This is a genomic window from Jatrophihabitans sp. (assembly GCA_036389035.1).
Lineage (GTDB): Bacteria > Actinomycetota > Actinomycetes > Mycobacteriales > Jatrophihabitantaceae > Jatrophihabitans_A.
The window spans coordinates 362,109-374,676 of the sequence record DASVQQ010000007.1; the positions used below are offsets into that span (position 1 = coordinate 362,109).

A 12,568-nucleotide genomic window follows, 5' to 3' on the forward strand; every position below is an offset into this window, starting at 1 on the left:
GAGAGTCCGCGCACCGGCTCCGAACTGACAACTTTCGTTGCCAATTCCGGGAACTGCTGATGGACTGGAGCCATGGAGAACTCGCCGGCGATCACCAACGCCCTGGCCGAAGTGGGCTCCCGCCTCAAGCGGGCGCGAGCCCAGCGAGGCGTCACCCTCACTGAGCTGGCCGCCGCGACCGGAATCTCCAAGAGCACCCTGTCCCGGCTGGAGGCCGGCCAACGCAAGCCCAGCCTCGAACTGCTGCTACCGATCGCCCAGGCCCACCGCATACCGCTGGACGAACTGGTCGGCGCGCCCGAGGTCGGCGACCCCCGGGTCCGGTTCACCCCACGACACCGCAACGGCCGCATCGTCGTGCCGCTCACCCGGCAACCAGGTGGTCCGCAAGCCTGGAAGGTGATCATTCCGCCCGGGCATGAGGAACCAGAACTGCGCAGCCACGAGGGCTACGAATGGCTCTACGTCCTGGCCGGACGCATGCGGCTGATGCTGGCCGACCACGACATCATCATGGGCCCCGGCGAAGTCGCCGAATTCGACACCAGGCTTCCGCACTGGTTCGGACCCGCGGGTGACCAGCCCATCGAGATCCTCAGCCTGCTCGGCAAGCAAGGCGAGCGCCTGCACGTCCGCGCCGCGCCGCGCGCCAAGGCGGACAACGCCTGATCACCGCCGCGGGCGCTCGGCACGCGACAGCAGGTCGAGTTCCGCCGCCCGGCGGACCGCTGCCCGGCGGTTGTTGACACCGAGCTTGGTGTAGATGTTCTTGGTGTGCGTCCGCACGGTGTTCACCGACACCGACAGCCGGCGGGCGATGTCCGGGCCGTCGAGGTCGCTGCCGAGCAGCCGGAGCACGTCGAGCTCACGCTCGCTCAGCGGCTCGATCAGCCCATGATTCACGGATAAAACCGCCTGGGCCTGGGGGAAAGCTGCCAGCAGTCGACGGACGTAGGCCGGGGCGATCCCCTGCTTCGCGGCTGCTTTCAACACCGACGCCATCGGCGGCCCCTCGTCGGCGAAGATCCGGACGTAGCCCTGCGGCTCAGCCAGCGCCAGCGCGCGTCGCAAGCAGGCCAGCGCCGCGGGAAGGTCTGCTCGCGCCTGGTGGGCCAGTGCCTGGAGCAGCAGGATCTCAAGGACGCTCCCCGCCCGGCGCCCCTGCTCAGCCGATGCCAGCAGGCGCTCCAGGAGCCGGGCCGCCTGGTGCGGCGAGTGCTCGGCGCGCTCGGTCGCCTGCTGGGCCAGCAGCAGCCTGGCCAGGGTGATGTGCTCGAACTCGCGCAGGTAGCTGAGCTCGTCCTCGGCGGACAGGCCTCGCTCCCGCGCCCAGCCGAGTGCCTCGGCCAGCCGGCCCCGCGCGGCCCATAGCCGGGCCCGCGCCGCGGGGACCGGTCGCACCTCGGGGGAGTAGTCGCTGTTGAACACGCGCTCCGCCTCGTCGAGCAGGCCGATCGCGCCGTCGAGATCCCCTTCGGCTTGCCGTATCCGAGCCATCGCGACCCGCCAGCGATACTGGTTCTGCGGTAGGCCGGCATGCTCGCCCAGCTCCAGGCTCGCCTGCAGGTGCTGCCTAGCGGCGTCGAGGTCATCGCGCTCACACAGCAGCACGCTGATGCCCACCCGCATGTCCGCCGCCCCCCTCAGCACGAGTCCGGGCTGGCTGGTCGCGAGCCGCAGCCCCCGCTGGTAGGTGCTCATCGCCTCGTCCAGGCGGCCTCGGGTGATCTGGAGGTCAGCGAGCGCGATGGCGCAGCCGAGCACGTCAGGGAGGTAGCCGGCCTTTTCCAGGCTCGCCATCGCCTCGGCCTCCAGCCGGTGCGCCGACTCCAGGTCCCCGCTCGTCCAGTGCGCCAGCGCCAGCAAAGCGGCTGCCCCGCCACGGCCGAGGTGATCGTCGGGATGGCTGAGGTCCAGGGCCCGCTGGGCATGTGCCATGGTGGCGGCCACCTCGCCGCGGATCCGAGCCTGCCCGGCCCGGTACATGGCGATCGCGGTGGGCAGGCCGCGAAACCCCTGCTCGTCCAACACCACCATCTCCGCCGGCCGGGCGTGCGGTCCCGCTCCGCTGTCTGTGGTGTCGAGCCACCGCTCGGCCTCGCGCAGCCGGGCCTCGACGCCTTCGAGCTCGCCGCTGACCATGAGCGAGGCGGCATAGCCGACGCTCAGCACCGGCCTGACGGAGAACAGCTCCTGCGGAAGCGCCTCGAGCCAGCCACGCAGGGTGGCGTCCTGCCGGCCCCGGCGCAGCGCCGGGATCGCCAGCTCGATCAGGTCGGCCGCTCGCGCGAAGTCCTGGCCGGCCAACGCGTGGGAGATCGCCTCGGCTCGTTCGCCGTGCTGCTCGTACCAGTCGATCGCCCGCCGGTGCAGCTCAGGGACGAGATCGGGTCGGGACTCCAGCAGCCGCGCTCGCAGCACGTCGGCGAACAGGTGGTGGTAGCGGTACCACCGGCGACGGTCATCCAGCGGGACCAGGAACAGGTTGGCTCGATCCAGAGCCTCCAGCATGGCCCTGCCGCCGTCACCGCCGCCGCCGGTGACGGCATCGCACAGTGAGCCGTTCAGCCGGCTCAGGATGCAGGTCTGCAGCAAGAAGCTCCGGACCTGCTCGGGCTGGCGTTGCAAGACCTCTTCGGCCAGGTAGTCGACGATGTAGCGGTCATCGCCGGCGAATCCCGCGATGAAGCCGGCGACGTCGTCGCGACCCCGCATCGACAGCGCCGCGAGCTGAAGCGCGACGATCCAGCCCTCGGTGCGGCTCTCCAGCGCCGCGACATCGGCTGCCGTGAGGCCCAGTCCCATCGCCTCGTTGAGGTAGGTCGCGGCCTCCTCGGGCGTGAAGCGCAGCTCGGCTGCCCGGACCTCGACCAGCTCGCCACGCCCGCGCAACCGCGCCAGCGCCAACCCCGGGTCAGCCCGGCTGGAGATCATCAGGTGCAGCTGTGGGGGCAGGTGCTCCAGCAGGAAGGCCATCCCGTCCTGGACCGCGCGCGCGTCGATGACGTGATAGTCGTCGAGCACCAGCACGATCTCGGAACCGACGGCGTGCAGGTCGTTGAGCAGGCTGGCCAGGACCGCCTCGGTCGGCGGCTGGGCCGACTGCAGCAGCGACATCGCGCCCGCCCCGACCCCGGGTACGGCCGTCCGCAGCGCGGCGACGAGGTAGGTCCAGAACAACGCCGGGTCGTTGTCACGCTGATCGAGGGAGAGCCACGCCACCGAGCGCCCATCAGCCGGAGCGGCCGCCGACCACTGCGCCAACCACTCCGTCAGCAGCGTTGTCTTGCCGAACCCGGCCGGAGCTGACACCAGCGTCAGCGTCGACTCCGCCCCACGGCTCAGGCGCTGGCTCAGCCTGGGACGCGCCACCAGATCGCGTCGCCGCCGGGGGACGTGGAGCTTGGTCTCGAGCAGTGGGCTCGTCATGCCACCTCCCCTCCGGAGCTAGTCTCCACCTGCCGTCCAGACGGTAGGCCCTCAGCGAGACGGCGCGCCGGACCCGGCTCGGTCGACGCGGGTGCGGGTCGCGGCCACCAACGCGGTGGCCACGACTGCGGCGCCGAGGTTCGGCGCCCTAGATTGAGAGCGGCGAAACGAGGCGACGTGACCAAGAATTTCGAGCTCACCCGGACTGCCCGACCGGTTGCTGTGGACGAGCGGGCCAGGATGCTGGCCGATCCAGGCTTCGGCCGCTACTTCTCCGACCACATGGCCTCGGCCACCTGGACCGTGGAGGAGGGCTGGCACGACCTGGGGATAACCGCCCTGGCGCCCTACTCGCTGCACCCGGCTGCCTCGGTGCTGCACTACGCGCAGGAGGTGTTCGAGGGCCTCAAGGCGTTCCGGCACGCCGACGGCAGCATCTGGCTGTTCCGGCCGGAGCTGAACGCGCGCCGGTTCGCCAACTCGGCGCGGCGGCTGGCCCTGCCGGTGCTGAGCGAGGAGCTGTTCCTGGAGAGCATCGTGGAACTGGTGCGCGCCGATCAGGACTGGGTGCCGCCCTTCGACACCGAACGCAGCCTGTACCTGCGTCCGTACATGTTCGGATCGGAGGCCTTTCTCGGCGTTCGGTCGGCCGCGCGGGTCAGCTACGGCGCGATCGCCTCGCCCGCGGGCGCCTACTTCAGCTCCGGGGTCAGCGGCGTGACGCTCTGGGTCAGCGAGAACTACGCCCGCGCCGCCAAGGGGGGCACGGGCGCGGCCAAGTGCGGTGGAAACTACGCCGCCAGCCTGGCCCCGCAGGTCGAGGCGCAGGAGTACGGCTGCGAGCAGGTGCTCTACCTCAGCGATGACTCCGATCGCTACCTAGAGGAGTCGGGCACCATGAACCTGTTCCTGGTCACCGCCGGCGGCGAGCTGGTCACGCCGGGCCTGGGCACCATCCTGGAGGGCGTGACCCGAGCCAGCGTCCTGGAACTGGCCGCCGAGCACGACCTCAAGCCGGTGGAGCGGCGGATGCGCCTGGACGAGCTGCGTGCCGGCTGCGCGGACGGCTCGATCACCGAGATGTTCGCGGCCGGCACCGCCGCCGTCATCACCCCCATCCTCGGGTACAAGGGCCCCGGGTACGCCCAGACCGTCGGCGACGGGCAGCCCGGCAGCAAGACCCTGGCCATCCGCCAGCACATTCTCGACGTGCAGTTCGGCCGGGTTCCCGACACCGGCAACTGGCTGCACCGGGTGGTGTAGGCATGCCGGGCAGCCCGGCCGGCCCGGACGAATGGCAGCAAAGAGGTCGGATCGCAGGCGAGGTATTTGCCTGCTGATCCTGGCCACCTTGCATATAAGCTATGGCCAAATCCACTTGCTGAGGTGAAGCAGGGCTGACATCGAGCCTGCGTCGATCTGGGATCCAAGGAGCGCGTATGTCCGCTGCAGTCGGCGCGAAGTCGCCGTTGCTGCTCTACGTCAACACCCCGTTCTGCAACTCCAAGTGCCACTTCTGTGACTGGGTGGTCAAGGTTCCGATCGGGGACCTGCGGCTGGGCCCGGAGTCAGAGGGCCGCCGGGGCCACCTGGACGCGCTGAAGATCCAGATCGCGGAGCAGGCGCCGGCTCTCAACGAGCGGTACCGGCCGGAGCTGATGTACTGGGGCGGCGGCACCGCGAGCATCCTGAGCTGCGAAGAGATCGAGACCCTCTACGGCGCGATGGCCGACGCGTTTCCGATGGGCGAGGTCGTCGAGGCCACCATCGAGAGCAGCCCGGAGTCGCTCACCCTGGAGAAGCTGACGCTGCTGCGCGGGCTCGGCTTCAACCGGATCAGCATCGGCGTGCAGTCCTTCGAGGACGACCGGCTGCGGATGATCGGGCGCGCCCACTCTGCCGAGATGGCCGAGACGAGCATCGAGCTGGCCCGCAAGGCCGGCTTCGACAACATCAACATCGACCTGATCGTGGGCTTTCCCGACCAGGACCTGACCGAGGTGGAGCGGATGATGCGCCACGCGGTCGACCTGCCGGTCAACCACTACTCGATCTATGCCTACCGGGCCAGCGAGGGCACCGTGCTGCGCCGGCGACTGGACCGCGCCAACGCCAAGACCGACCTGGCCAACCAGCTCAAGGCCTACCAGTTGGCCAGCGACATCCTCACCGCGGGCGGATCTCCGGAGTACACCTTCGCCTACTTCGGAACCCCGATCTGCAAGGCCGACCTGGCGTACTACCAGATGAAGCTGGACTGGATCGGCTTCGGCTCCGGCGCGTTCTCGGTCATCGACGGGCGGATGAAGGGCTTCAAGGCCGGCAAGCTGCACGACTACATCGCCCATCCCACCCAATTCGACTACGACCTGCCACTCTCGGATGAGTCCCAGGCGGCCGGCCTGCTCGGCTTCGCGCTGACCACCCCCGAAGGAGTCGACGCCGAGGTCTTCCAGCAGCGGACCGGGGTCTCGCTGTGGACTGCGCTGGAGTACCAGGGGGTCAAGGACTACCTGGCCCAGTTCTGCCAGTACGGAGAGCTGATCACCGACGAGAAGGGGATCCGGTTCGCCCGCGAGGACATCGCGAAGGTGTTCATCTCGATGAACTGGCACGAGCAGCCGGACGAGTCCGCGCCCGCGCCCGTCCCGGTCGAGTTGGGCATGCCGACGACAGCTTCGGTGTGAGCCTCGTAAGGTCGGCAGCATGATCGCCGGCCACTGGAGCGTCGTGGTCGTCGGCGGCCGGATCGCGGGCGCCACCGCCGCCTGGGCGCTTGCCCCGTACGCGGAGAAGGTGCTGGTCGTCGACGCCTCGCAGGCCACCTCGTTCTGGCCGCAGCAGTCGACCTGGGACCGCGACGGCGCCATCCTGTGGGATGACCTCGGCCTGCTGGACACGGTGCTGGCCTGCGGCGCGCCGCGCACCTACGGGCACACCTTCCGCTTCGAGGACGAGGTCAGCGAGCAGGACTACCCGCAGCAGGACGGCTACTCCTACCGGATGACGGTGCCGCGCGAGGTGCTCGACCCGGCGCTGCTGCGGGCGGCCCAGAGCCGCGACAACGTCACCGTGCTGCGCCCGGGCCGGGTCCGCGACATCGTGACCCGGGGCGGGCGGGTGAGCGGGGTGACAGTCCGCCACCAGGGCGTCGAGCACGCGGTCAGCTGTGACCTGCTGGTGCTGGCCGACGGCCGGCTGTCCCGCAACGCCGACCGGGTCGGCGCCGTGCCCTACCAGGTCATCCCCTCACCGTGGGTGGCGATGCTGGCCTACTTCGCCGACCTGCCGCTGCCCACGGACCGCGGCTACATCCACCTCGAACGTGACAACGTGGCCATCTCGACCCCGTGCGGGCCCCGGCAGTGGTGCGTTTCCACCGACATGCACCAGGCCATGCTGGACGCCTCCGGCCGGCACCCGGCGCAGGAGTTCGCCCGGATCATCGCCGAGGACCCGCACATCGGACCGGCGGTGGCCCTCGGGCGGCGGATCACCCCGGTAGGCGGCGCCGGCAAGCTGCGCATGCATCGCCGTCCGATGAGCGGGCCGGGCTGGTGCCTGGTCGGCGACGCCGGCTATCACCTGGACCCGGTGGTCGCGCGGGGCACCAAGGTCGCCCTGGTCGGCGCCCAGTTGCTGCGCGACCGGATCGCTGCCGCCGGGGACGTCGCGGGCGCCGTTCTGGACGGCCTCACCGAGCAGCGCGACGCCGCCCTGGAGGGGGACTGGGAGCTGGCCGAGCAGGCCTGCCTGCCCGCGCCGGTCCGGTCCTGACGGCCAGTAACGGCGCTCGGGGCCGCGGCTTCCTAGGATGGACTTCGAAGCGGCAGCCGTGGAGATGGGGGACCTGAACGTGCGCGTCCGGTACCCGGCGGCTGCAGCGGCACTTCTGTTGCTGATCGGGTGCACCTCCACCGAGGACCCGGTCATCCCGCCGCCGCCGCCCAACGCCTCCCAGCCGACGCCGTCCACAGCGCCGCCCCCGAGCACCAGCCGGCCCAATCCCGCGCTGGTGCCGCCCGAGCTGGCCAAGTACTGCCGCTCCGGCTTTCCGCTGGAGGGGGTCTGGTCACCGCACCGGCTGACCGTCAAGGAGCGTTGCGTGGCAGTCACCGGAATCGCGTCGCTGATCAAACGCGAGCATGACGGTGACATGCACATCTCGCTGACCGGGGTCGATCCGAAGTGGCTGAACGCGGTCAACCTGCAGCGCTCGACCAGGAGCCTCGTAGTCGAGGTGGTGCCCTCGATCCCGATCCCGATGCCGCCGCTGAGGTCCCGGGTGACGATCGTCGGCCCCTGGGTCCTGGACACCCAGACCGGCTGGCTGGAGATCCACCCGGTCTGGGCGATCCTGCCTGCCTGAGCCCGGCTCAGCTGAGCGGGCGCAGCAGCACCCACATCAGCGCGGCCACCCCGGCCGAGGCCGGGATCGTCAGGATCCAGGCGCCGACGATGTTGCCGGCCACCCCCCACCGGACCGCCGACAGCCGCCGGGTGGCCCCCGCGCCCATGATCGAGGTGCTGATGACGTGCGTGGTCGAGATCGGCAGGCCGAACTGGGCGGTGGTGAAGAGCACGCCGCTGGCCACCGTCTGGGACGCGAAGCCGCTGACCGGGTTGAGCGAGTAGATCCGCCGACCCATGGTGCGCATGATGCGCCAGCCGCCGGCGTAGGTGCCCGCCGCGATCGCACCGGCCGCGGACAGGATCACCCACAACGGGATGGCCTCGTCCTGGCCCAGGTGGCCCGAGACGATCAAGGTGATGGCGATCACGCCCATGGTCTTCTGGGCGTCCTGGCTGCCGTGCCCGAAGGCCATCGCGGCCGAGCTGAACACCTGTGCCCAGCGGAACCTGCGGTGGGTCCGGTGGTAGTTCGACCGGCGGAACACCCACAGCAGCAACACCATGAACAGGTAACCCAGCACCAGGCCGGTCAGCGGTGAGCCGATCATCGGGATGACCACCTTGTCGACCATGTTGGCCCACTGGACGCCTTCCGAGCCCGCCAGCGCCGCGCCGATCAGCCCGCCGATCAGGGCGTGCGAGGACGAGGACGGCAGGCCGAACCACCAGGTGCCCAGGTTCCAGATGATCGCCCCGAGCAGGCCGGCCATCACGATGAGCAGCCCCTCCCGGCCGGTGGGCGGGTCGATGATGCCCTTGCCGACGGTGGCGGCCACCTTGGTCGACACCAGGGCACCCAGCACGTTCATGATCGCGGCCATCGCCAACGCGATCCGGGGGGTCATCGCCCGGGTCGACACCGCCGTCGCGATCGCGTTGGCCGCGTCGTGGAAGCCGTTGGTGTAGTCGAAGACCAGTGCGACGGCGATGATCACGACCGCGAGCGTGGTGATGGTCACGCCGGCGACCACCAGCGCCGATCGTGCCCTGCGAAGCGGGACGGTCGGGCCGGCTGGGTCACGACTCCTTCACCGCGATCGTCTCGACCGCGTGCGCGACGTGCTCGAGGGCGTCGGCAGCCTCTTCGAGCAGGTCGGCGACCTCGCGCAGCTTGAGCACCTGCAGGGTGTCATAGCCGCCGCCGAACAGCTTGGACAGCAGCTGGCGATACACCTGGTCGGCCTCGTTCTCGACCTCGTTCACCCTTACCCAGTACGGCTCCAGGTCCTGCAGGGTGGCCAGCCTGGCCATCGCCTGCGCGGTCTCGATCGAGGCCAGCCGCACCAGCCGGATCTGGTCCATCAGCAGCGCCGGCAGCTCGCCGACGTCGGCGAGCACGATGAAGTCGGTCGCCTCGTCCATCGCGTCCACCACGTCGTCCAGCGCGCTGGCCAGCCGGTAGATGTCCTCGCGGTCGAACGGCGTCACGAAGCTCTTGTTCAGCTGGCGCATGATGCTGTGGGTGGCGGCGTCACCGGCATGCTCGAGGTCACGCATGTCCGCCGCGATCTTGACCCGGTCGGCGTCGGGTTCGCACAGGCCGGCCAGCACGTCCGCCGAGGCCGCGACGTTGCGGCCACTCTCGGCGAGCAAGTCGTAGAACGAGGTGTCCCTCGGGGAGAATCGTCCTGCCATGGCCACCCTCGACGTCGCTGGGCCGGCGGTTGGCTCACCTGCCGGAGATACCGCCAGACAGTAGCGGGTGACCGATCAGCCTCGCGCCAGCCACACTGTCACCCCTTTGCCAACCCGGTGGACCCCCGCGCCAGGGTGGACCAGTCCGCAGAATTTGATGGATTCTTAACGCGCCGGACTGTGGCAACTTTCGAAATCCGGCGGCGGAGCAGCGGCGTTAGACTGATCGAATGCGCGAATCGCCCCGGGCGATCGGCTGACAAGATGGGCTGTTGTTCTGGTGTCAGGGGTAACTAGCGAGACCGCCAAGCTGCTTGCGGTGAGCGACTTGCACATGGGCTATGCCGACAACCGGAAGATAGTGGACCGCCTGCAGCCGACCACCGAGCAGGACTGGTTGGTGGTGGCGGGTGACGTGGGCGAGATCGCCGAGCAGATCCAGAGCACGCTGGCGACCCTGCGCAGCCGGTTCTCCACCGTGGTGTGGGTGCCGGGCAACCATGAGCTGTGGTCGCACAAGTCCGACCCGCTGACCCTGCGCGGGGACTACCGCTACCAGCACCTGGTGCGGCTCTGCCGCGAGATCGGGGTGCTCACCCCCGAGGATCCGTACCCGGTCTGGACGGGCGCCGGTGGCCCGGTCATGGTCGCCCCGCTGTTCCTGCTCTATGACTACACCTTCCGGCCACCCGGCGCGGCCACCCAGGAGGCGGCCCTGGCGGTGGCGTACCAGAGCGGCATCGTCTGCACCGACGAGCAACTGCTGCACCCGGACCCCTACCCCAGCAGGGAGGCCTGGTGCCGCGCGCGGGTGGAGTACACGATGCGACGCCTGGACGAGCGTGATCCCGACATCCCCACCGTGCTGATCAACCACTTCCCGCTGACCCGGCTGCCTACCCTGGTGCTGCGCTATCCAGAGTTCGCCCAATGGTGTGGCACCGAGCTGACCGCCGACTGGCACCAGCGCTACGCGGCCACCACGGTGGTGTACGGCCATCTGCACATCCCGCGGACCACGTTCGAGGACGGCACCCGCTTCGAAGAGGTCTCACTGGGCTACCCGCGCGAGTGGCGGGGCCGCAGCCAGCCCAAGCAATGGCCGCGCCAGATCCTGCCCGTGCCGGCGTGATAGGAGGCCTGTTGCCCTCGTGGGTGCGGGCTGTGGACACCACGACCGATGCCTCCGAGGACTCGCTGTGGCCTGCCGAGCGCGCCGTCCTGCAGCGCGCGGTGACCAAGCGGCGGATCGAGTTCGCCACCGTCCGGGTCTGCGCCCGGGCCGCGCTCGCCGAGCTGGGAGTGCCGCCGGCGCCGATCCTGCCCGGCCCGCGCGGGGCGCCGGGCTGGCCGGCCGGCATCGTCGGCAGCATGACCCATTGCGCCGGCTACCGGGGCGCGGCGGTGGCCTCGGATCAGGTCGCGGCCAGCATCGGCATCGACGCCGAGCCGCACGGGCCGCTGCCCGCCGGCGTGCTGGAGGCGATCGCCCGGCCGGAAGAGCTCAGCCGGCTGGCCGAGCTGGCGGTCAGCGAGCCGCGGGTGCACTGGGACCGGGTGCTGTTCAGCATGAAGGAGTCGGTCTACAAGGCGTGGTTTCCGCTCACCGGCAGCTGGCTGGACTTCGACGGCGCCAGCATCACCGTCGAACCGGCGGCCGGCGCCTTCACCGCGGTGCTCCAGGTGCCCGGGCCGGTGCTGAACGGGCGCGAGCTGACCACCTTCACCGGCCGGTTCAGCACGTCTGACACCCTGGTGCTGACGGCGATCACGGTGCCGGCCGGCGGCGGCTGAGCGGGGACGGTGCGGGTGCGCAACTGGGCGGGCAACGTCAGCTTCTCGGCAGCCCGGCTCTGCCGGCCGTCCTCGCTGGACGAGCTGCGCACGCTCGTCGCGGGCAGCCGGCGGGTCCGGGCGCTGGGTACCGGGCACTCGTTCAACCGGATCGCCGACACCACCGGTGACCTGATCTCCCTGGCCGGCCTGCCCCCGGTGATCGAGGTGGACAGCGCCAACCGCCTTGTCGAGGTGTCGGCCGGCCTGCGCTACGGCGAGCTGGCCGGCGAGCTGCACCGGCAGGGCTTCGCGCTGCACAACCTGGGGTCCTTGCCGCACATCTCGGTCGCCGGCGCCTGCGCCACCGCGACCCATGGCTCGGGCGACCAGAACGCCACCCTGGCGGCGGCGGTCGCCGCTGTCGAGATGGTCACGCCCGACGGCGAGCTGCGAGTGCTCAGCCGCACCGGCGACACCGCGGCGGAGTTCTTCGGCAGCGTGGTGGGCCTGGGCTCGCTCGGCATCACCAGCCGGCTCTGGCTCGACATCGAGCCGGCCTACTCGATGCGCCAGCACGTCTATGACAACCTCGGCCACGATCAGGTGCTGGAGCACCTCGATCAGATCCTGGCCAGCGCCTACAGCGTCAGCCTGTTCACCGGCTGGCAACCGGATCCGGTGTACCAGGTATGGCGCAAGCGCCGGGTCACCGCCGAGGACGACGGCGGCGCCGAGCCGGTCTTCTTCGGCGCCACCGCGGCGCCGGTGGCCCGGCATCCGCTGCCAGGCATGACCGGGGACAACTGCACCGAGCAGTTCGGCAGGATCGGTCCCTGGCACGAGCGGCTACCGCACTTCCGGATGGAGTTCATCCCGAGCCGGGGGGAGGAGTTGCAGTCGGAGTACCTGGTGCCGCGCCCCCTGGCCGGGCAGGCGATCCAGGCGCTGGCCCGGATCTCGGACCGGGTGGCGCCGGTGCTGCAGGTGTGCGAGCTGCGCAGCATCGCCGCGGACGAGTTCTGGTTGAGCCCGAGCTACCGGCGCGACAGCCTGGGGTTGCACTTCACCTGGATCCCGGATGCCGCGGCGGTCGTCCCCGTGCTGGTCGAGATCGAGCGGCAGCTGGCGCCGCTGGAATCCCGGCCGCATTGGGCGAAGCTCTACACGCTGCAGACGCCGGCGCTGCGTGGACTGTATGACCGCTACGCCGACTTCGAGCGGTTACTGGCGCTGCGTGATCCCGGGCGTAAATTCAGCAATCAATTTCTGGAGCAGTGCTTTACGCCGCGCTGATCGCGTTTCTGCGCATTCCAGC

Annotated in this window: 11 protein-coding genes; 8 read left to right on the forward strand and 3 right to left on the reverse strand. The window is 70.1% G+C overall.

Going from position 1 to position 12,568, the window contains the following annotated elements; genetic code table 11:
- Nucleotides 1-72: 72 nt before the first annotated feature.
- The gene (locus tag VF557_04270; GenBank protein ID HEX8079403.1) at nucleotides 73-669 is read left to right on the forward strand and encodes an XRE family transcriptional regulator; all 597 of its coding nucleotides are present in this window, start codon (nucleotides 73-75) and stop codon (nucleotides 667-669) included.
- On the opposite strand, the gene VF557_04275 is transcribed toward VF557_04270, so the two are convergent.
- Entirely contained in the window at nucleotides 670-3,429 is a 2,760-nt protein-coding gene (locus VF557_04275; protein HEX8079404.1) for a LuxR C-terminal-related transcriptional regulator, read from the reverse strand. It abuts the gene before it with no gap.
- Between the two features lie 177 nt (nucleotides 3,430-3,606).
- Here VF557_04275 and VF557_04280 point away from each other — a divergent pair, with 177 nt between their 5' ends.
- The 4 genes from VF557_04280 (at nucleotide 3,607) to VF557_04295 (ending at nucleotide 7,798) form a co-directional block, all read left to right on the forward strand.
- Nucleotides 3,607-4,692 carry a branched-chain amino acid aminotransferase gene (locus VF557_04280; protein HEX8079405.1) on the forward strand — a complete coding sequence of 362 codons (1,086 nt, stop codon included), beginning with the start codon at nucleotides 3,607-3,609 and terminating at the stop codon, nucleotides 4,690-4,692.
- A gap of 176 nt (nucleotides 4,693-4,868) precedes the next feature.
- Nucleotides 4,869-6,116 carry a coproporphyrinogen-III oxidase family protein gene (locus VF557_04285; GenBank protein ID HEX8079406.1) on the forward strand — a complete coding sequence of 416 codons (1,248 nt, stop codon included), beginning with the start codon at nucleotides 4,869-4,871 and terminating at the stop codon, nucleotides 6,114-6,116.
- Between the two features lie 19 nt (nucleotides 6,117-6,135).
- Nucleotides 6,136-7,206, forward strand: a complete 1,071-nt coding sequence (locus VF557_04290; protein HEX8079407.1) for an FAD-dependent monooxygenase — start codon at nucleotides 6,136-6,138, stop codon at nucleotides 7,204-7,206.
- Between the two features lie 37 nt (nucleotides 7,207-7,243).
- The gene (locus tag VF557_04295) at nucleotides 7,244-7,798 is read left to right on the forward strand and encodes a hypothetical protein (protein HEX8079408.1); all 555 of its coding nucleotides are present in this window, start codon (nucleotides 7,244-7,246) and stop codon (nucleotides 7,796-7,798) included.
- Between the two features lie 7 nt (nucleotides 7,799-7,805).
- Here the strand turns inward: VF557_04295 and VF557_04300 are convergent, their stop codons facing one another.
- Both VF557_04300 and VF557_04305 read right to left on the reverse strand, forming a co-directional pair.
- Nucleotides 7,806-8,801, reverse strand: coding sequence for an inorganic phosphate transporter (locus VF557_04300; GenBank protein HEX8079409.1), 996 nt, complete (start codon nucleotides 8,799-8,801; stop codon nucleotides 7,806-7,808).
- Between the two features lie 58 nt (nucleotides 8,802-8,859).
- Nucleotides 8,860-9,477 (reverse strand): DUF47 family protein, encoded by a 618-nt coding sequence (locus VF557_04305; GenBank protein ID HEX8079410.1) that lies wholly within the window; start codon nucleotides 9,475-9,477, stop codon nucleotides 8,860-8,862.
- A gap of 319 nt (nucleotides 9,478-9,796) precedes the next feature.
- On the opposite strand from VF557_04305, the gene VF557_04310 reads away from it, so the two are divergent.
- The 3 genes from VF557_04310 to VF557_04320 are packed head-to-tail and all read left to right on the forward strand — an operon-like array spanning nucleotide 9,797 to nucleotide 12,546.
- Nucleotides 9,797-10,609, forward strand: a complete 813-nt coding sequence (locus tag VF557_04310; GenBank protein ID HEX8079411.1) for a metallophosphoesterase — start codon at nucleotides 9,797-9,799, stop codon at nucleotides 10,607-10,609.
- Between the two features lie 32 nt (nucleotides 10,610-10,641).
- Nucleotides 10,642-11,271, forward strand: coding sequence for a 4'-phosphopantetheinyl transferase superfamily protein (locus tag VF557_04315; GenBank protein HEX8079412.1), 630 nt, complete (start codon nucleotides 10,642-10,644; stop codon nucleotides 11,269-11,271).
- A 15-nt stretch (nucleotides 11,272-11,286) separates the two neighbouring features.
- Nucleotides 11,287-12,546 (forward strand): FAD-binding protein, encoded by a 1,260-nt coding sequence (locus VF557_04320; GenBank protein HEX8079413.1) that lies wholly within the window; start codon nucleotides 11,287-11,289, stop codon nucleotides 12,544-12,546.
- Nucleotides 12,547-12,568: the final 22 nt, after the last annotated feature.